Below are 20056 nucleotides of genomic sequence, written 5' to 3'. Positions count from 1 at the left end.
AAATAAAATGAAAAAACTTTTAGCATGTCTGGCGTTTGGCGCCATCGCCGCAAGTGCTTGCGGCAGCGCTGCAGCCCGCGTGGATGTGGGCCTTGGCATTTTTGTCCAGCCGCCGCCGCAGCCATATTACCCGCCCGTGGTGCAATACGAGCCGCGTTATGTTCCTGCGCCGGCATACTACCCTCCGCAGCCGGTCTATGTGGAGCCCGGCTGGCGCGAGCACCGCGAATGGCGGGAGCGTCGCGACGACGAGTGGCGCCGCGAAGAATGGCGGCGTCGTGAAGGATGGCGTGAACACCACCGTCATCACGATGATGACGATTGAGATTACATCTCGTCAATTCCATCCTGTAGAACCCGGCCCGCTGCCAGCGGGCTTTTTAACGTCCCCAGCATTCCGCCAATGAGGCCGTATTGCCGATCAATCCGCGTGCGCCGGTATGGTCCAAAGTGAATGTGCCGCATTTGTCGGCAAGCAGCGGCGCCGCTTGCAGCTGATAGGCCGTGGCATGGGTTTGCCCGGTCGCCAGACTGATCGCATACTTGGCCGTACCGCTTGGCGGCGAACGATTCAAGCCGTCCGGCAGGACAGGGGGCTGCTTGTCGCTGCCGAGATAGTTGTGATGCACGGAGAAACGGCGCTCCATCCAGTTAGCGGCTTCCAGCATGACTGCCCGCGCGGCCAGGCGCTGGCTGCGCCGGACATGCTCGCTATAACTGGCTAAGGCTACGCTGCTCAGGATAGCGGCGATGGCCGCCACGATCATGATTTCGACCAGGGTGTAGCCTGTTTGCTTGTCCATGCTCTTCATTCCTAGCCGGGATCGACGCTACCTGATCTGCCTGATGGCAGCGGCAATTGACGCCAGGTTCTTACCGGGCGCCGCGTGGCCGGATTCAGAGCCAGCGTTTGCAGCCCGCCGTCGCGGCCTCTTATGGCGAGTTGCCGGCGGCCGTCCGGCAACGTGATGAAGGCGGGCGTCGCGGCTGAACCGGCCACTTCCAGCATTGAAACAGCTTGCGGGAAATCGGCGAGCGCCGCTGCGGCTGTAGCGCCGCCTGTGGTGTAGTCGATTGCGATCAGATACGATTTTTCCGTGCTGGAAGAGTAGGTCAGCGCCCACAACACGCCATCGACGATCTGTAATTTTCCGACTACCTGGCCGACTTTGGCGGGCAGGTCGATGTACCAGCCGCGCTGCCTGCTCCAGTTGACGGTATTGCTGCTCAATTGCCATTTTCCAGCGTCCCCTGCCGTTTCTGTCAGGGTTTGTTTCTGCAACTGGCTTCTGTCCGCAGCAGGAGCAGCGCCTGGCTTTTCCAGGATGCCGTACAAGCTTGCAGTTTGCGGCTTGCTCCTGGCCTCGTCTTCCGCGTCGTTCTCCATGTTACCTGCGCCAAACATGATCATGGCGCCGCCTTGGGGATGATGTTCAAGCAGGGCTTGCTGCATCAGGGATTGCATCTTGCCGCCGCTATCGGCAGCCACAAACAGGGGGCGGCCGTCGAAGGCGACTTGCCAGCGCTCCGGCTCGCTTGCGCCGAGGTCGAATTTCCAAAGACTGCCCAGCAAGTCGCCGGCATAGGCGGTGATTGCTTCACGCTGCTGGCTAAAGACCAGGGCCGGCGTCCCCAAGCCGTTTGGAAGCACGGAGTCAACGGCGCCCGCCGCCAGCTTTCTTATCGATCTGCCGCTAGCCAGGTCGGCCAGAACCAAGACGGCGCGTTGCTTCTCGCTCTGATAGCCATTGCCGTACAGCGCGGCCCAGCTGCCGTTGCGCAAGCGAATCGCGAAGGCCTCGCCCGGCAGGTAGCCCATGTCGCCATCAGGTACTCCCTGGCCGTCGTCTTCCGCGCTGTTTTGCCATAGGAGAGTCGACGTCTGCGCTTCCGGATCGCTGACATCGATCGCAAACAGGCTCTTCGCAGCGGCGCCGGTTGAAGCCAGCAGGATGGTTTTCCATGCAGCGCTTCCGCTCTTGCCGAGATAGGCGTCGCCGGCGGTGATCTGGCCATCGACGAATAGACGGTGTACATAGTCGACGCCGCTCAATAAGGGTAAATGTTCAAAGATGGCGCGTGGAATGAAGGCGGTCTTTTCGATGCCGCTGATCGCATCGAAACCATGCAGCATGCCATCGTTGGCGCCCACGTAAAGCATGGCGCGGCGCTGCCTCTTGCTGTCGACAAACTGCCGGTAACTGCCGCCGCCTTCTGTTGCAGGCAGCCGCTGATAAGCCGAATCGGAGACGCCGACATACAAGGGCGACGAATGGATGATGTCGCCCAGCTTGCCCTTGCGATTGCGGAACTGGCCGACGCCATGCCTTGTTTCCAGCGCGTCATTCCCTCTCAGGTATTGCAGGACATCCTCCGAGGACAAGACGGATTTTTGCATCTCGTTCAAATGCTGCCATTCAAATGGCAGCATTTGAGCAGCGGCGCCGTCGTCTGCGGTCAGGATGCGGCGCGCCTGCCATGGCGGAATCAGGTCGGCGGCATCCCATTGCGCCGTTTCGGAAACGCCGTTTTTACCGACCGGATAGGCTTTGACATGACCTTGCCATGTGGCGGTTTGGTAGCTGCTGGTATAGATGAACGGCTGCTCATCCGGCGTATTTGCGGCCAGGGCAGCGACAGACATCAGCATGGCGGCGCAGATGCCGGGAAAGACAGCTTGCATGTTTGGCGCCTTCTCCATGAGGAACAACGTGAATCAAGCTGACCAGCACTACATGAGCAAATAACTTTGCAGCACCACGACTGCCGCGGTGCTCGCGCCTATCCCGCGTGCAGTAATCCTGTACGCCGGCCGTCGTTGCGGAAGGTGCTGCCGGTATTGCAGATCGCCGTCGAACTGCAATTTCTCAACCATGCAACGCGCTGGCAGCGCAGCCGCCGCGCCTTCGCTGCCCATGCGCGGCACGACCACCGAGACATTGCTGTTACTCCAGCTATCTGCGATTTCCCAATAGGCTTTGCTATTGGCCTCACCGGCCGGAACCGGTCCTTGCTTGAGCTGCGGGATGGCAACCGGCGATAGCTGCAGCTGGTTTGCGCAAAAACGCAGGGCGTGTTCGGCGGCCTGGAATGCCATCTGCTGGCTGCCGGCATTGGCGGCCATTTTTTCTTCGAGCAGCGCAGCACGCAATGCGGTGAAGCCGAGAAACATCATGACCATCAGGCAAATCAAGACCATGGGCAAGACCACACCGGATTGTGGATGCCATTGCCGACGACAATTCTTCATGGGGAAACCGCCGCGGCGTAGCAAGACACGTCTGGATACAATGCCGGATCGGCTGCCGCGGGCTGGCAATTTCCCGCGGCCGGAGCGGCGCCGGCGGCCACGGCAAGCTTATCCAGGAAATATACCTTGACCGTAAAACCGTCGGCCACCGAACCGGCGATCTCGCCCCAGCCGCCGACCATTGCATGGCTGAGGCCGGTGCGCCATTCATGGATATCTTTTGCCGCCAGTTCCCGTGGAGTACAGCTCCCGGGATCAGCGCAGGACGGTGCAGGCTCGCCAAGCGCGGGATATTTCTGCTGCGGCAGATTGTAGGCGCCGTCATGGACGCCGCGGATATTGGCCCGCATGCGATCGGCCAGGTCGGCGCTGAACTGGCTGGCCATGGAACGCTGGTGAGCCGCCTTCTGATAGCGCAATGCGACGATCTGCATGCTGATCAAGGCGAACACGGCGCAGACCATGATGACGATCGCCACCAGCACTTCTATCATGCCAATCCCCGATTGCGTGGCGCTGTGATTGCGGGCCAAGCTCATGCCTTTCCTCCTTTCAGTCCAAGCTCTTCTGAAAAGAATTATAGGAACGGCAGGTCGGCGAGGGAATAGCTTATGCGCCTAAGTTGGCGGCAGGCAGTACCTAACTAAACTTCAAGCTGAACTTCAGGCAAATTTATCCAGCAGAGCAGCCAGATGCCTGGCGCTTTGCTGTGCTTGCTCAGGGTCGGCTGCAGCGGCGGTGTGGGTGACGATGGCATCGGTCAGCAGGGTGATGAATGCCCGGTCCAGCGCCTTGCGGGCGGCGGCCAGTTGCTGGGCGACGCCATCGCAATCGGCAGGCACCGCGGCATTGGCAATCAGTTTCTGCACACCGCGAATCTGGCCTTCGACCCGCGCCAGACGGTGCAATAAATCCTTTTTCTGCACATCCGTCAGCGCTGTGCCGTGCACGATTTTTATAGGGGTATCGCTCAAAGCCAACCTCCGTGATCCAACCATATTCTGCAGAATAGCTTATCCAGCTGGGGCAAGATTTTAATCTTGCCTGACGAATATACCTGACATCATCAGGAATTCAACAATAAAGGCAAGGGGAAATCAAGCGTAACCTTCAGGCCGGGCGCCTGATCCTTGATGTCTTCTGCCGCAGAAAGCGCAATCTGCGCCTGATGCATGAAGGCGATATCGCGCACGATCGATAAGCCGAGACCGGCGCCGCCGGGGTTTTGCTGCTGCGCCGACGGCGCCCGATAGAAGGCGGAAAACACACGCTCGCGATCTTCTTCCGCGATGCCCATGCCGCTGTCTTCGACTTCCAGTATGGCGCGCTGCGCCAGGTTGTCGCGGCGCAGCCTCAAGACGATCTTGCCGCCGGCCGGCGTGTAGTGAATCGCATTGTCCAGCAAATTGCTGATCAATTCATGCAGCAGCAGCGCATTGCCGTTGACGATCAACTGCTCGGTGGCGTCAAACGCCAGATCGATCTGCTTTTTCACCGCGCTGCGCGCCTGCTCCAGTCCGACCTGGCGTGTAATGTCGGTCAGCGACACCGGTTCGACGCCGCTCTCGGCTGCGCCGTGCTCGGCGCGCGCCAGCGTCAGCAGCCGATTTGCCAGATGGACGGTGGCGTCGGTGGTGCCGGCGATGCCGGCGACGATTTCACGCAGGTCTTGCCAGGCGCGCGGGTCGTCGGGATTGCGGTCGAATTCGCGCAGGGCCAGTTCGGCTTGCGTCTTGAGTACGGTGAGCGGGGTGCGCAGCTGATGCGAGGCATCGGCGATGAAACGGCGCTGGCCGGTGATCAGCGCCTGCAGCCGTCCCATATAACCGTTCATGGCAACCACCAGCGGCCGCACTTCCCGGTGTACCTGGTTGACTTCGAAATCGACCAGATCGGTGGTGGCGCGTGCTTCCACCGCTGCTTTCAATTGCATCAGCGGACGCAATACGAAGCGCACCGCAAACCACACCAGCAAAGCGGCCACTGTCACCAGCAAACCTTGGCGCCACATGGTGCTGAAGAGGATGTTACGGGTCAGGTCGCTGCGTGCGTCCACGGTTTCGCCGACCTGGATCAGGGCGATGCCGCGCATCGAATCGTCGTACACCGGTTGATACAGGGCGGCGATGCGCACCGGCTGCTGGTGATAGCTGGCGTGGTAAAAGCGCACCAGCGCCGGATACATTTCCGAGCGCGGCACGTCCGGCGGCAACGCCGGCAAATCCTCATAGCCTGAAACAAATTCTCCGTGGGTGCCGGTGACCTTGTAATAGATACGTCCCAGGGTATCGGTCTCGAAACTGTCCAGCGCCACATATGGCACATCGGCGACCACTTTGCCATCGACCACCGAGACCCGCTCGGCAAGCGCCCGGGTCGACGCGAGCAGGGCGCGGTCATACGCCAGGTCGGCGACATCGAGTGCGTTGCGATAGACGGAAAATGCATCCAGCGCTACCAGCAGCAACAAGGGAATCAGAAGCCAGCTCAACAGCTGGCTGCGCAAGCTGCCCAAGGATCTTGCCGGCTTGAGCTTGGGCTTAAGTTCGGTTGCGGCTGGATGGACTGGCGGCGCCGTCATTTTTCCGCGACAACTTCCAGCAAATAACCGAGGCCGCGCAGGGTGGTGATGGCGACGGCTTCGGTATCGGTATCGGTACGCTGCAATTTCTTGCGCAATCGATGGATATAGATTTCAATCGCGTCGGGATTGGCGTCATCGACCAGCGAAAATACTTCGTCGAACAATTTTTCCTTGGATACTACACGGCCGCTGCGGCTGATCAGCACCTCCAGCACCGCGTGCTCGCGCGGCGTCAGCGCCAGTACTGCATTGCCATAACTGAACATGCGCGATACCGTATCGAACCGCAAGGCGCCACAGCTATAGATCGGCGCCTCGCCGCCTTGCGCACGGCGCAGCAACGCCTTGACGCGCGCCTCCAGTTCAACCAGCTCGAACGGCTTGGCCAGGTAATCGTCGGCGCCGAGATTGAGGCCCTGCACCCGCTCTTGCAAGCCGCCGCGCGCAGTCAGGATCAGTACCGGCGTTTTGCTGCCGCGGGCGCGCAGACGCTTCAAGACTTCCAGTCCGTCCATTTTCGGCAAGCTCAGGTCCAGTATCACCAAGGCATATTGCTGGGTGTGCAGCAAACTGTCGGCATCGGCGCCGTTCATGGCGCACTCCACCGACCAATGCGCATCCCGCAGCGCCTTGGCCAGCCAGCGCGATAACTCGACATGGTCTTCAATCAGTAAAATCCGCATGGCTGTAGGCGAGTAGTGGCTAAAATTCAAAAACGGCCGTCAATACTCACACAGAAAGCCGCACTTGGCAAAATCCGAGTGAAAGGAAAATGAAAGACTGCGGCCGTTATGATGTAAAAAAATGAATAAAGCCCTGGTTTCGCATTCGCTCGCAGACACACTGGCGGCTGAAACAACAACAGAATGGGTAGGAGACAATGACTTCCGTTATCAACTGGATTGGTGCACTCGGTGCATGTGTCACGCTCGGCGCTTACGCAGCGCCGGTGCAGTGCATCGCTCCCGCCAAGCCCGGCGGCGGCATGGCCCTGACTTGCAAGCTGATCCAGAAAGGCTTGCAACTGCCGGCTGCGGGCGCGGCCCGGGATACTCCCGTCAAGATCAGTTACTTGCCGGGCGGCATAGGCGCCGTGGCCTGGAATTCCATCGTCACGCAACGGCGTGCCGAAGCCGATACGCTGGTGGTGTTTTCCGGCGGCTCCCTGATGAACCTGGCGCAAGGAAAATATGGCGACGCCGATGTCGGCAATGTGCGCTGGGTAGCGGCGGTCGGCGTCGACTACGGCATGATCGCGGTGCGCGCCGATTCACCGTATAAAACCTTGCAGGATTTGCTGGACGCGCTCAAGAAAAATCCGGGCCAGATCACCATCGGCGCTGCCGGCACCGTCGGCAGCCAGGACTGGTTGAAGATTTCCATGCTGGTCAAACAGAAGCGGATTGATCCCAAGATTCTGCGCTTTGTGGCGTTGGAAGGCGGCGGCGAGGCATTTACGGCTCTGCACGCTGGCCATGTGCAAGTGGTTTCCGGCGATGCGTCAGAAGCCACCCTGCATTCTCTGGACGGTGAGATCCGCGTGCTGGCGGTGTTATCCGATCAGCGCCTGCCGGGCGCGCTGGCCCACGTGCCGACTGCGCGCGAGCAGGGCATGCCGGTCAGCTGGCCGATCATACGCGGCGTCTACGTCGGTCCGCAAGTCAGCGATGCCGACTATCAACGCTGGGTCGGCACTTTCGACAAAATGACGGCGACTCCCGAATTCGACCGCCTGCGCGCCGGCAATGGCTTGTATCCATTCGCGATGAGCGGCGACAAGCTCACTGCATATATCAGAAAAACCGTTGATGACTACCGCAGGCAATCGATCCAGCTCGGCTTGATTAGATAAATCCGGCCGCGGCTTACAGGTCCGGCAAAAAATCCCGCAAGCAATGCCAAATGACAGCCATCACATGGCTGGCTTCTGCTCGCCTGCGCCTTTTGAATGATCCGACTTTTTTACTCAACCCTTTTGCAGTACTCATAACTACAAGGAAATGACACCCATGCTGATCAAAAAAACTCTGGCAAGCGCACTTGCCGTCCTGTCCTTGAGCTTGGCATTGAATGCTTCGGCGCAGACGCCGGCCGGCTACCCGGCCGACTATGCCAAGATCGTCGACAGCGCCAGGAAGGAAGGCAAGCTGGTGATTTACAGCGCCACCGATTCCAAGGCGGCAGAACCTTTGATCAAGGATTTCAGCGCGCTTTATCCGGGCGTTAAAGTTGAATTCAACGACATGAATTCGACCGAGGTATACAACCGCTTCATCTCGGAAGCCGCTGCCGGCGGCGCCACCGCCGACGTGTTGTGGTCGTCGGCGATGGATTTGCAATTCAAGCTGGTCAGCGAAGGTTATGGCGCGGTGTACAAATCGCCGGAAGCCGCTGCGATTCCCGCCTGGGCCAATTACAAGGATAGCGCGTACGGCACAACTTTCGAGCCGCTGGCAATCGTCTATAACAAACGGCTGGTCGGCGCCGACGAAGTGCCGGCAAGCCATGCCGAGCTGGTCAAGCTGCTGAGCACCAAGGCTGACAAGTTCCGCAACAAGGTCACCACCTACGATATCGAAAAATCGGGCGTCGGCTTTTCCTTCATTACCGAAGATGCGCAAATCAATCCGCAATTCTGGGATCTGGCAAGGACCTTCGGCGATGTCGGCATCCGGGTGCAATCGTCCACCGGCACCATGCTGGAGAGAATTTCGTCCGGCGAGAACCTGATCGGCTACAACGTGATCGGCTCTTACGCCCAGGCCCGCGCTGCAAAGGACCCGTCGATCGGCGTCGCTTTCACCAAGGATTACAACCTGGTGCTGTCGCGCGTGGCGTTCATCAACAAGTCTGCAAAGAACATGAATGCGGCCAAGTTGTGGATCGACTATCTGCTGTCCAAGCGCGGCCAGAGCATCATTTCGAATGAATCCCAATTGTATTCATTGCGTTCGGACGTCAGCGGCCATGCGACGCTGGCGAGCCTGACTGCCCAACTCGGCGGCGCCCTCAAGCCAATCGCGATTACACCAGCCTTGCTGCAATACCTGGACCAGACCAAGCGCCTGGCGTTCCTGAAGCAATGGAAAGCCGCGGCAGGGAAAAAATAGCTCAACAACGTCCTCCCCGCATAAGCGGGGGAGGACGGATTTTCAAGACCCGGGTTTTCTGCAAGGTACAACTATGTCATCCATTTCTCCTCCCCATCCGCTGGCCGGCCGTTCCCGGCTGGCGCGCCTGCGCCGGCCGCACCTTAACTGGCCGCGCGGACTGGTGGTTACGCTGGCGGCGATAGCCATTTTTCTGCCGCTGGCGCTGATTTTTTATCAAAGCTTTTTGTCCGCGCCGTTTTTCGCACCGGTCAAAACCCTGAGCCTGGAACCGTATCGCTTCATCTTCGACGATCCGGATTTCCGCCAGGCCTTCATTAACGGCTTGCTGCTGGCCAGCGGCCTGGCCTTTATTGCCGTACCGCTAGGCGGCACGCTGGCGTTCCTGATGGTGCGCACCGACCTGCCTGGCCGCAACTGGATTGCGCCGATGCTGCTGCTGCCGATTTTCGTATCGCCGATGGTGATCGCTTTCGGCTATGTGGTAGCTATGGGCCCGGTCGGTTTCTATACGGTGTGGGTGCAAGACCTGCTGCGGATGATCGGCATCGAAGCGACGCCGTGGAATGTGTACGCTTTCCCCAGCATCATCGTCATCGCCGGCCTGACCCATGTCCCGCACGTTTATCTGTACGCCTCGGCGGCGCTGAAGAGCCTGGGCGCCGACGTCGAAGAAGCTGCCCGCGTGGCCGGCGCTTCGCCGTTGCAAGTAGCGCTGAATGTCTCGCTGCCGATGATCATGCCGGCGCTGGCGTATGCCGGCGTGCTGGTGTTTTTCCTGGGTTTCGAAGTATTCGGCCTGGTGCTGGTGCTGGGCGATCCGGAAGGCCATCTGGTGCTGCCGACTTATTTGTACAAGCTGACCAACAAGCTTGGCACGCCTTCCTATCATCTGATGGCTGCGGTTGCGGTGTGCCTGGTGGCGGTCACTTTGCCGCTGGTGATGATCCAGCGCTGGCTGCTGCGTTCGGCCAACAAGTATGTATCGATCAAGGGCAAGGGCGCACGCCAGAAAGCGCTGCCGCTGGGTAAATGGAAATGGCTGGCGTTCAGCCTGATCGCAGCCTGGCTGATTTTCACAATCGCGATTCCCTTATCCGGCATCGCCTTGCGTGCGTTTGTCTCGCATTGGGGATACGGCGTATCGCTGCTGGATACCTTGACCTTGCAGCACTTCCGCGATATCTGGGACCAGCCGGCGCTGGTGCGCGGCATCGTCAACACCGTCATGATCGGCGTCATCGGCGGTGCGCTTGCGGTGGCTTGCTATTGCTGTATTGCGCTGGCCATGCATCGCAAATCGGATGGCATCACCCGTTTCCTCGATTACAGCGTGCTGATCCCGCGTGCGGTACCTGGCTTGCTGGCCGGCCTGTCGTTCCTGTGGGTGTTCCTGTTCGTGCCGTCCTTCCTCGACAGCATGTTGAAGGGTTACGACAACGTAGCGGCGCAATGGCTGGTGCAGAATTTCATTCCGCAATTGCGTGAACTGCGTTCCACCATTTTCTCGGTGTGGCTGGCGTACTCGGTGGTGTGGCTGGCATACGGCCTGCGCCTGATCACCACGGCGCTGCTGCAGGTCGGTCCGGAACTGGAAGAGGCGGCACGTGCGGTCGGCGCGCGCCGTTCGCAGGTGACGCGCGATGTCACCTTGCCGCTGGTGCGCTACGGCGTACTCGGTGCGTGGCTGATGGTGTTCCTGATTTTCGAACGCGAATATTCGACCGGCGTCTACCTGCTATCGCCCGGCACTGAAGTCATCGGCGCCCTGATCGTTTCGCTGTGGGCCTCGGGCTCGGTCGATCTGGTAGCCACTCTCTCCTTTATCAACATCACGCTGGTGGCCATCGGCCTTGGCATCGCACTGCGCTTTGGCGTCAAGTTGCACGACTAAGCTGCAACACACAATCAGGAAATCATCATGAGCGAATTAAGCGTCAATAACTTGCATCTCGACTACGGCAGCGGCGCCAGCGCCAATCCGATTCTCAAAGGTGTGTCGATGGATTTGCAGCGCGGCGAAGTGGTTGCGCTGCTGGGGCCATCCGGCAGCGGCAAGACCACTTTGCTGCGCGCGGTAGCCGGCCTGGAATCGCCGAAGTCAGGCAACATACAAATCGGCGAACGCGCCATGTTTGACGGCCAGCGCAAGCTGGAAATCCCGGCGGAAGAACGCAATCTGGGCCTGGTGTTCCAGTCCTACGCGCTGTGGCCGCACAAGACCGTGTTCGACAATGTCGGCTACGGTTTGAAGCTGCGGAAAATGAACGGCAGCGACATTGCCGAGCGCGTCAAAACGGTGTTGAACCAGCTCGGCCTCGGCCATCTGGGCGACCGTTTCCCGCATCAGTTATCCGGCGGCCAGCAACAGCGCGTCGCCATTGCCCGCGCGCTGGTGTACAACCCGCCGGTAATCCTGCTGGACGAACCTTTATCCAACCTGGACGCCAAGCTGCGCGAAGAAGCGCGCGCCTTCCTGCGTGAACTGATCGTGCGGCTAGGTCTGTCGGCGTTGATGGTGACGCACGACCAGGCCGAGGCGATGGCGATTTCGGATCGCATCCTGTTGCTCAACAACGGCAAGATAGAACAGCAGGGCACGCCGCAACGCATGTATGAAACGCCGGACACGCTGTTTACAGCAGAGTTCATGGGCAGCAACAACCGCCTGCGGGCCAAGGTGCTGCAGCGCGACGGCGAGCTAGCCTTGCTGCAGGTCGAGGGCGGCAATGTGAAGGCGACGCTGCGTGGCCAGGCCATCGATAAGGACGGCAAGGCTGCGGTCGCGATTATCCGCGTCGAGCAAGTCCACATCTCGGACACGCCTGTGGACAACGCCATCAAGCTGCCGCTGGCGGCCTGCATGTACCTGGGTGACCGTTGGGAATGCGTGTTCCGCGACACCGCCGCAAGCGGCGCCGACGGCACCGTCTTGCGCGCCTATGCAAGGCAAAGGCTGGCGCCGGGCGAGTACTGGCTGCAATTGCCGCAAGTCTCGCTGTGGGCCTTCTAGCCAGAGATGTATAGATGTAGAGATATAGAAACAGGAAAGGGGGGAGTTATAAAAGGGGAGCTCTATCGATATCCGACAACAGCCTTTGTGCAGCTTAACTATCACCGCACAGTCAACAAAGAAGACGCAATCCACAGAAAAATATTACACAACGGAGTCACAACAATGAAAAGAAAACACCTGGCGGCGGCAACCCTCGCCGCACTCGGCCTGCTGGCATCCGGCGCTTATGCCCAGTCCAGCGTCACCGTCTACGGTATCGTCGATACCGGCGTCGAATATGTGAATAACGCCAATGCCAGCAAGGATGGCGTAGTCCGCTTGAGTTCCGGGGCCATGAATACCTCGCGTATCGGCTTCCGCGGCGTCGAGGATCTGGGCGGCGGGCTGAAGGCGGTATTCCAGCTGGAGAACGGCTTCAAGACCGATACCGGCGAATTCGACAGCGCCGGCCTGCTGTTCGGGCGCCAAGCCAATGTGGGCCTGGAAGGCAGCTTCGGACGCATCGTTGCGGGCCGCTCCTATTCCACCACCTATGATTTCATCTTGCCGTTCGACCCTATGGGGTATTCCGGCCAGTATTCATGGGTGACTTCGGCCGGCGCTACCGGCGGCCGCAAAGACGGCATGCTGACCAATCTGCCGAACATGCTCAAGTACACGGGGAAATTCGGCAGCTTCAAGCTGGGCGCAACCTACGGCTTCGGTGAAGTTGCCGGCAGCACCGGCGACACGGCGAAATACGCGCTGGGCGCCGCTTACGAAAACGGACCGTTCCGGGTTGCAGCGACATTTGACCGGGTCAACGGCACTGCGGCAGCCGCCGGCGGCGCTTACGACAAAGCCACCAGCATCCACCTGGCCGGCGACTACCAGATCGGCAGCAATCTGGATCTGAACCTGGGTTATCGCAACTACAAGAAGACGCTGGCATCGAATGCGGCCGATTTGCGCAGCGATTTCTTCTGGGGCGGCGCCAGCTATAAGGTGACGCCGGTAGTGACGCTGATCGGCGCTGTCTACTATCAGAACATCAAGAACGTGGCCAGCGGCAAGGATGCCGATCCGATCATGTATTCGGTACGCGGCAAGTACGCACTCTCGAAACGCACCGACCTGTATCTGAGCGCGGCCTACGCCAGAGCCAAGAACCAGCAGCTGGTTGGCGTGTCGCGTGACGATGTTGCCTACGGCGGCAGCCAGACCGGCGTCATCGGCGGGATTCAGCACCGCTTCTAAAGACCGTTATTAAAGCCTGGCGAGGGGCAGTACACATCGCGCCTTCGCTGCGCTGCTTTTTTTCACGAAAGACATGGGGGTATTTTTCCATGTCTTTCGTGCTTTTACGATTCCGGCTTTTATCAAAAAAATCCGTCATTCCCCTGACCCGGAATGCTGGCGTAGAATGTTTCGTCAAAAAAATAATTCCCAGAACCAATATATAAGGAGAATTGATGCAAATTTCTACACGACGTATCTCGCTATGCGGATTGATGTTGACCGCGGCTGCAGGAATGATGGGATGCACTGCCGTTGGCAATACGCCAACCAAGGCGTCGCAAACCGCCACCGCTGCGGCGCTCGCTGCAAATTCGCCCTTCGCCCAGATCAGTTCCCTGCCTTACAACCTGCCGCCGTTCGACAAGATCAAGGACTCCGACTACAAACCGTCATTCGATGCCGGCATGGCGCAGCAACGCCAGGAAGTCAACGCGATCGCAGCCAATCCGGCGGCGCCGAGTTTCGACAATACGATCCTCGCGCTGGAGCGTTCCGGCCAGATGCTGACACGCGTCGCGGATGTGTTTTTCAACCTGGTCAGCGCCAATACCAGCCCTGAGCTGGACCAGACCCAACAAGATGTTGCGCCGCAGCTGGCTGCGCACAAAGACGCCATCTTCCTGGATCCGCAGCTATTCACCCGCGTGGAACAGCTATATCAGCAACGCAACACCCTTGGCCTCGATCCCGAAGCGCTGCGGCTGCTGGAGCGCTATCGCACCGAATTCGTCCGCGCCGGCGCCCGTTTGTCGGCCGCCGACAAGGACCAGCTGCGCAAGCTGAACCAACAGATCTCCACGCTCACCACGCAATTCCAGCAAACCGTGCTGAAAGCGACTAACGACGGCGCGGTGGTGGTCGACCAACTGGCCGATCTGGACGGCTTGTCGCCCGAGTCCATCGCCGCCGCCGCACAGGCCGCAAGCAGCCGCAAGCTCGACGGCAAGTGGCTGATCGCGCTGCAGAACACGACCGACCAGCCGCTGCTGGCCCAGCTCAAGAACCGCCAGCTGCGCGAACGCATCTATACCGCCTCGATCACCCGTGCCAATGGCGGCAGCGACGATAATGTCGCGGCTGTCGCCCAGATCGTCAAACTGCGCGCCCAGCGTGCCGCATTGCTGGGTTACCCTAGCCACGCAGCCTATGTGCTGGAAGACGAAACCGCCGGCACGCCCGACGCCGTCAACCGCATGCTGGCGCAACTGGCGCCGGCGGCGGCAGCCAACGCCCGTAAGGAAGCGGCAGTGATGCAACAGCTGATCGACCGCCAGGCTAAAGCCAGCCATACCAAGCCATTCAAGTTGCAGCCGTGGGACTGGGCGTTTTATGCTGAGCAGGTGCGCAAGGCGCGCTACAGCTTCGACGAATCCCAGATCAAGCCTTACTTCGAATTGAACCATGTGCTGCAGGACGGCGTGTTCTACGCGGCCCACGAGCTATATGGCTTGAGCTTCAAGGAACGCACCGATCTGCCGGTCTACCAGCAAGACGTACGCGTGTTCGAGGTGTTCAACCAGGATGGTTCGCCATTGGCCTTGTTCCTGTTCGATCCTTTCGCGCGCGAAAACAAGCAGGGCGGCGCCTGGATGAACAGCTATGTCGCGCAATCGCGGCTGCTCGGGACCAAACCGGTAGTGGCCAACAATATCAACATCGTCAAACCGCCGGCCGGCAAACCCGTGTTGCTCAGTTTCGACGAAGTCAACACCATGTTCCACGAGTTCGGCCATGCCTTGCACGGCATGTTCTCCAATGTCCAGTATCCGCGTTTCGCAGGTACCGAAGTGCCGCCTGATTTTGTCGAATATCCGTCGCAATTCAATGAAATGTGGTCGCACAATCCGCAAGTCCTGGCGCACTATGCCAAGCACTACAAGAGCGGCAAGCCGATGCCGAAGGCGCTGGTCAACAAGGTCCTGGCTGCACGTAAGTTCAATGCCGGATTCGAAAGCTCCGAGTATCTGTCAGCGTCGATGCTGGACCAGGCCTGGCACCAGCTGCCGGCTGACCAGACTCCCGCAGCCAAGGACGTAATGGCGTTTGAAGCGAAGGCGTTGCAGACGGCAGCGGGCGGCGACGGTTATGTAGTGCCGCCGCGCTACCACACAGCGTATTTCCAGCACATCTTCGCCAGCGGTTACTCGGCCGGTTATTACGCGTATATCTGGAGCGATGTGCTGGCCAAGGATACCGAGCATTGGATGAATATCCACGGCGGCTTGAAACGCGCCAATGGCGACCTGCTGCGCTCCAAGGTGCTGTCGCGCGGCTTCAGCGCCGATCCGAGCGCCTTGTTCAAGGATTTCTACGGACGCGGGCCGGAAGTCGGCCCGTTGCTGGAGGCACGCGGTTTGACGGAGGCCGCTAAATAATCTGAATGAACATGAAAACGGGGCAGAAAATCTGCCCCGTTTTTTTTCGTCTTGCGAATCGGTATTACGATGCGATATTACAGCGGTTCAAACACTCCCGCCGCCCGGTTTTTCTCGACTTTATCCCACGCAAAAATCTTGCCGTTCATCGCGACATACACGCCAGGCGGCAAGGCTTGCGCAACGCCGCAAGCAAAGCCGAAATTGAACAGCGCGTCGGAATTGGCGATGGCGTAGGGAATCATCGCGCCGGTCACCACGATCGTCTTGTCCAGCGCGGCAGCACCCAGCACGGCGGCGGTCTCGCGCATGGTGTCGGTGCCGTGGATGATCACTATCGACTGTTCCGCAGCATGCGTGCAAGAGGCCAGCACGCGGCGGCGGTCTATGTCCTGCATGTCGAGCGAATCCAGCAAAGGCAATTCTTCCAGCGCGATCTCGGTGGTGATGCGCGCGCGCTGGATCACTTGCGGCAGGTGGCTGGCGGCAAAAGTCAATTTGCCGGCGATCTCGTCGTAATGCTTGTCGAATGTGCCGCCGGTGGCGATGATACGTAAAGCCATGGGAATCCGTTTCCTTTTCAATAATTATGGTTGCTCGCGGTCATTTCGGCGGATTGCGCGGAGTATGCGGAACCGAGCGACGACGCGCGAACAACGAAAACAGTATAAATACCACGATCAGCGCTGCCGCCGCCAGCCCCCAGGGCAATAAAGATAGCATGGGGGAAACCGGTCCCCCTTGACGCTGGGTTTTGACCATTGCAGGCGTGACGGCTGGCGCGTCCGCTTGGCCGTATTGCTTCAGAATGTAGTTGGTCAGCGTTGCAATCTGGACGTCGTTCAGATGATCTGCGAAGCCGGGCATGAAAGCTTCGTCATCCTTGCCGCGGCGCTGCACGCCGTTCAGTATCACCATCAGCAGATTGCCCGGTTCGCGCGCACCCACCACGCTGTTGCTGAACAGCGACGGATAATAACCGCCGACTACGCCACTGCCGCTGGCCGAGTGGCAGCTGGCGCAGTTCCCGCTGAATAACTCTGCACCGCCCGCAGCATTGCTGCTGACCGATACCGCGGCTACGCCGCGCAAATCGGCATCGTCGTCTGCCGCCTGACCCCAGGCATAACGCGGCTTCTTGTCGGCCGCATCGCTGATGGCCGGCACGCTGCGCATATAAGCGACAATCGCCTTCAAATCGGCATCGCTCAGATATTGCAGGCTATGCTCGATCGCTTCCGCCATACCGCCGGCAGCGGAAGCCTTGCCCGGCACCAGGCCGGTTTTCATATACTGGGCCACTTCTTCGTCTTTCCAGCCGCCGATGCCGCTGACCGGATCAGGCGTGATGTTGAACGCCGTCCAGCCGCCTAATTGCGCACCACCGAAAGAACGCTTGAGGTCGACGCCCATGGTCAGGTTACGCGGCGTATGGCACTCCTGGCAGTGGGCCAGTCCCTCCACCAGGTACGCGCCGCGATTCCATTCCGGACTCTTGCCTGCATCGTCCTGCCATTCGCCCGGCTTGAAATTGAACAGCTTCCAGCCGGCCAGGATCCAGCGCTGATTGAGCGGGAAGGGCAAATCGTTTTTCAGGTTTTTTTGCTGTATCGGCGGCAGGCTGAACAGATAGGCCTTGATCGCCAGCACGTCGTCGCGCGACAGCTTGGTGAAGGAAGCGTAGGGGAACGCTGGATACAGGTGCCTACCTTTGTCATCGATGCCATTGTGTAACGCACGAATGAAATCTTCATCGCTCCAGTTGCCGATGCCGCTCTCTTTGTCGGCCGTGATGTTGGGGCCATAGATGGTGCCGAACGGCGTCGCCAGCGGATAACCGCCGGCGAACGGCTTGGCCGGGTCGATCGTGTGACAGGCGATACAGTCGGCGGCTTTGGCCAGGTAAGCGCCACGTGTGATCTGGTCAGCATTGGCAGGGGCGGCGGGTGTAGCCGGAGCGATATCCGCAGCAGCGGCGCCGTGCGCCATGCCGGCGGCCAGGGCCATGGCGCCGACCCAACGCAAGAGCCGGCAGGTGAATCGAGAGCGGGCCGTCATAGCACTGTCCTCAAAGTATCCGCAATGCGCAAGGACAGCGCCGCGATCGTCAAGGTGCAATTCACCGTACCGGCCACCGGCATCACCGAACCGCTGGCGATAAACAGGTTTTCGTGATCGTGCGAACGGCAATGGGCATCGACCACCGAATTGCGCGGATCGCCGCCCATGATGGTGGCGCCCATGATGTGGTTGTTCGGCGCGAAATCGTCGTCGAACTTGATTTCCGTGCCGCCGAACATGGCGGCGATGCTGGCATAGGCCTGGTGCGTCAGCACGGCGCTTTTCTTGACGTAATCGTTGATCGAATAGGTAATCTCCGGCTGCGGGATGCCGAGCGCATCGCGCTTTTCCATGCTGGGCCGGATACGGTTTTCAGGATCCGGCAGGATATCGTGGAAGCTGTTGATGTTCACGGTGCGCGCCGCGCGGCGGCGGATTTCCTGATTCAGTTTGAGCCCGACCAAACCGTCTTTCAAGGCGGTCTGGCCCGCATGATTGGTTTGCGCCATATTATTCAAATGCAGCTTCTTGGCGGCATATTCGGCACGGAAAGCACCGTCGCGCATATCGACGATGGAAGTCATTTCTATCGGGCCGCGTCCGGGCCACAGATCTTCATTGGCGAGGAAGGTGACGCCGGTGCCGGGATGGTCCATCAGGTTGCGGCCGACCTGGTCCGAACTGTTGCCGACGCCGTTGCCATGCTTGTCGTCGGTAGACATCAGCATCAGCTTGGGAATCTCGATGCCGTTCGCCGCCAGCACGAAATACTTGCCGGTGACTCTGTGGGTGACGCCCTGCGGATCTTTGTAATGCACGGCGCTGATGCGTTCCCTGGCGTCGACTTCTAGCCGGTACACCACGGCGTCGGCCAGCACCCTGGCGCCGGCTTTTTCAGCTTTCTCGACGTGGATGATGCCGCTATACATGGCAGCGATCGGACAGATCGGCATGCAGTTATTGTTGCCGCAGCAGTTAGGCCGCTGATCGTAGGCGCGGCTGTTGCGCGCCACCGGTTCCGACACGACTTTGTGGCCGTTGCCGTTGACCACGGCGCTGAAGCGCTGGTCGTTCCAGGATAGCGGCAGATGGTCCATCGGATAGGGTTGCTTGCGCGGCGAGCCGAGGTCGGTGCCGTCGTTGGGGCCGGATACGCCCAGCTCGACTTCAGCCCGGTAGTAGTAAGGCTCCAGTTCATCGTAACCGATGGGCCAGTCGCGGCCGACGCCGTACAGCGTTTTCATCTTGAAATCGTTGGGCAGGAAGCGCCAGGCGGCAGCGGCCCAGTGCCAGGTAGTGCCGCCGACCGCGCGGATGTATTGCGAATTGTATTTATGCGTGCCCTTGAGGATCAGGTAATTATTTTCCGGCGTGTACTCGGGATGCGGCGCGTATTTGGTGGACGGGTAGGGCGCCATGAAATCGTCTTTGCTCGGCGTATTCCGATAATTTTCGACGATGCGCCAGCGTTCCAGCCGCGGCCCCGCCTCCAGTACCAGCACCGAAGCGCCGGACAGAGCCAGTTGATGCGCCACCAGGGCGCCGGCGACGCCGGAACCGACAATCACCACATCTGCGGACAAGTTTTCAGCCATGCTCAAACCCTCGCTTTCAAGACTGCCGGTTGGGTAATCCAGTAACCGGGGGCGGCGCGGCAATAGGTCGGCACCACGACGGCATCGCGCACCTGGTCGAACATCAATGCCTGCTCGAATGCGATCACCTTGGCGCCGCCGGCGACGCCTCCATCGCCGGCTACGCCCAGATACCAGGCACTGATAATCCGGTGCAAGACCAGCGCCAGCGCACTATCGTTGCCGACTGCGGCAGCCAGGTTATCTACGTCCTTGATATTTTTTTCGATGCTGTACTGCCATAGCGCCGCAGCTTGTTTCTCAAACTCGATCGCTTGTGCGCTCAATGCGCCATACAGTCTTGCGCCTATGCGCGGATTGAGTTTCGGCGCGCCTGTCAGCAATGCCGACAGGGCCATGAAATCAGTTTGCTGCCGGTTGCTTGCGGCGGGAGGGGAACTGGCAGAACTGGAGGTGGCGGAGGCAGGAGCGGCGGTCTGGGCCGAGGCCTGCCGCAGCCAGTGCGGGATGCTCATCATCGCGAAACTGACACCGCCCAGTAACATGAGCTTGCGCCTGCCGGCGGCAAACACGCCGCTATCGGTGGCTGCTGTGATGGGCGGGTCGCTTGATCGCTCGTCTACAACTGATGGACCTTGCTTCATATGGCTAGTCCTTTCTGCCTTGGGGGGGTGGCTTGATTATACTGAGGTAAGCAAATCGATGTTGCGCCGTTTACCTACCCTATGAAAACGCGGCGCAGCGGCTACACTGGTAACATTTGCCTCAGGCGTGCACTTTTTTTAAG

Annotated in this window: 18 protein-coding genes; 7 read left to right on the top strand and 11 right to left on the bottom strand. The window is 59.7% G+C overall.

What is annotated here, in order from left to right:
* Window positions 1–7: 7 nt before the first annotated feature.
* Window positions 8–325, top strand: coding sequence for a hypothetical protein (locus tag BLV81_RS09785; RefSeq protein ID WP_092354916.1), 318 nt, complete (start codon window positions 8–10; stop codon window positions 323–325).
* A 55-nt stretch (window positions 326–380) separates the two neighbouring features.
* Here BLV81_RS09785 and BLV81_RS09780 read toward each other — a convergent pair whose 3' ends face one another.
* From BLV81_RS09780 to BLV81_RS09750, 7 genes are all read right to left on the bottom strand, one after another.
* Window positions 381–803 carry a type IV pilin protein gene (locus BLV81_RS09780; RefSeq protein ID WP_176992811.1) on the bottom strand — a complete coding sequence of 141 codons (423 nt, stop codon included), beginning with the start codon at window positions 801–803 and terminating at the stop codon, window positions 381–383.
* A gap of 11 nt (window positions 804–814) precedes the next feature.
* On the bottom strand, window positions 815–2683 hold the full coding sequence (locus BLV81_RS09775; protein WP_176992810.1) for a pilus assembly protein: 1869 nt from the start codon (window positions 2681–2683) through the stop codon (window positions 815–817).
* 48 nt (window positions 2684–2731) lie between these two features.
* Entirely contained in the window at window positions 2732–3250 is a 519-nt protein-coding gene (locus BLV81_RS09770) for a pilus assembly PilX family protein (protein WP_092354910.1), read from the bottom strand.
* Window positions 3247–3789 carry a type IV pilus modification protein PilV gene (gene pilV / locus BLV81_RS09765; protein WP_092354907.1) on the bottom strand — a complete coding sequence of 181 codons (543 nt, stop codon included), beginning with the start codon at window positions 3787–3789 and terminating at the stop codon, window positions 3247–3249. Before pilV ends, BLV81_RS09770 begins: the two co-directional genes overlap by 4 nt.
* 123 nt (window positions 3790–3912) lie before the next feature.
* Window positions 3913–4224, bottom strand: coding sequence for a metal-sensitive transcriptional regulator (locus BLV81_RS09760; protein ID WP_092355087.1), 312 nt, complete (start codon window positions 4222–4224; stop codon window positions 3913–3915).
* Between the two features lie 92 nt (window positions 4225–4316).
* A complete protein-coding gene (locus BLV81_RS09755) occupies window positions 4317–5831 on the bottom strand; it encodes a sensor histidine kinase (RefSeq protein WP_092354904.1) in 1515 nt (504 codons plus the stop codon).
* The gene (locus BLV81_RS09750) at window positions 5828–6517 is read right to left on the bottom strand and encodes a response regulator (RefSeq protein WP_092354901.1); all 690 of its coding nucleotides are present in this window, start codon (window positions 6515–6517) and stop codon (window positions 5828–5830) included. The genes BLV81_RS09755 and BLV81_RS09750 overlap by 4 nt, the downstream gene beginning before the upstream one ends.
* Window positions 6518–6714: 197 nt before the next feature.
* On the opposite strand from BLV81_RS09750, the gene BLV81_RS09745 reads away from it, so the two are divergent.
* From BLV81_RS09745 to BLV81_RS09720, 6 genes are all read left to right on the top strand, one after another.
* On the top strand, window positions 6715–7686 hold the full coding sequence (locus tag BLV81_RS09745) for a tripartite tricarboxylate transporter substrate binding protein (RefSeq protein ID WP_092354898.1): 972 nt from the start codon (window positions 6715–6717) through the stop codon (window positions 7684–7686).
* 157 nt (window positions 7687–7843) lie between these two features.
* Window positions 7844–8944, top strand: coding sequence for an ABC transporter substrate-binding protein (locus BLV81_RS09740; protein ID WP_092354895.1), 1101 nt, complete (start codon window positions 7844–7846; stop codon window positions 8942–8944).
* A 73-nt stretch (window positions 8945–9017) separates the two neighbouring features.
* Window positions 9018–10838, top strand: a complete 1821-nt coding sequence (locus tag BLV81_RS09735; protein WP_255365087.1) for an ABC transporter permease — start codon at window positions 9018–9020, stop codon at window positions 10836–10838.
* A 27-nt stretch (window positions 10839–10865) separates the two neighbouring features.
* The gene (locus BLV81_RS09730; protein WP_092354892.1) at window positions 10866–11957 is read left to right on the top strand and encodes an ABC transporter ATP-binding protein; all 1092 of its coding nucleotides are present in this window, start codon (window positions 10866–10868) and stop codon (window positions 11955–11957) included.
* Between the two features lie 165 nt (window positions 11958–12122).
* A complete protein-coding gene (locus BLV81_RS09725) occupies window positions 12123–13196 on the top strand; it encodes a porin (RefSeq protein WP_092354889.1) in 1074 nt (357 codons plus the stop codon).
* A 215-nt stretch (window positions 13197–13411) separates the two neighbouring features.
* Complete coding sequence (locus tag BLV81_RS09720) at window positions 13412–15613, top strand: M3 family metallopeptidase (protein WP_255365085.1); 2202 nt, start codon at window positions 13412–13414, stop codon at window positions 15611–15613.
* A 77-nt stretch (window positions 15614–15690) separates the two neighbouring features.
* On the opposite strand, the gene BLV81_RS09715 is transcribed toward BLV81_RS09720, so the two are convergent.
* Genes BLV81_RS09715 through BLV81_RS09700 form a run of 4 tightly spaced genes read right to left on the bottom strand, consistent with a single transcriptional unit; the run spans window position 15691 to window position 19913 of the window.
* Window positions 15691–16176 carry an asparaginase domain-containing protein gene (locus BLV81_RS09715; RefSeq protein ID WP_092354886.1) on the bottom strand — a complete coding sequence of 162 codons (486 nt, stop codon included), beginning with the start codon at window positions 16174–16176 and terminating at the stop codon, window positions 15691–15693.
* 40 nt (window positions 16177–16216) lie between these two features.
* A complete protein-coding gene (locus BLV81_RS09710) occupies window positions 16217–17671 on the bottom strand; it encodes a c-type cytochrome (RefSeq protein ID WP_218134270.1) in 1455 nt (484 codons plus the stop codon).
* A complete protein-coding gene (locus BLV81_RS09705) occupies window positions 17668–19269 on the bottom strand; it encodes a GMC family oxidoreductase (RefSeq protein ID WP_092354883.1) in 1602 nt (533 codons plus the stop codon). Before BLV81_RS09705 ends, BLV81_RS09710 begins: the two co-directional genes overlap by 4 nt.
* A 2-nt stretch (window positions 19270–19271) precedes the next feature.
* Window positions 19272–19913, bottom strand: a complete 642-nt coding sequence (locus BLV81_RS09700) for a sugar dehydrogenase complex small subunit (RefSeq protein ID WP_092354880.1) — start codon at window positions 19911–19913, stop codon at window positions 19272–19274.
* Window positions 19914–20056 lie beyond the last annotated feature (143 nt).

The organism is Collimonas sp. OK242, from assembly GCF_900107095.1.
GTDB lineage: Bacteria > Pseudomonadota > Gammaproteobacteria > Burkholderiales > Burkholderiaceae_D > Collimonas.
This window is presented reverse-complemented; position numbering and strand designations above follow the sequence as displayed.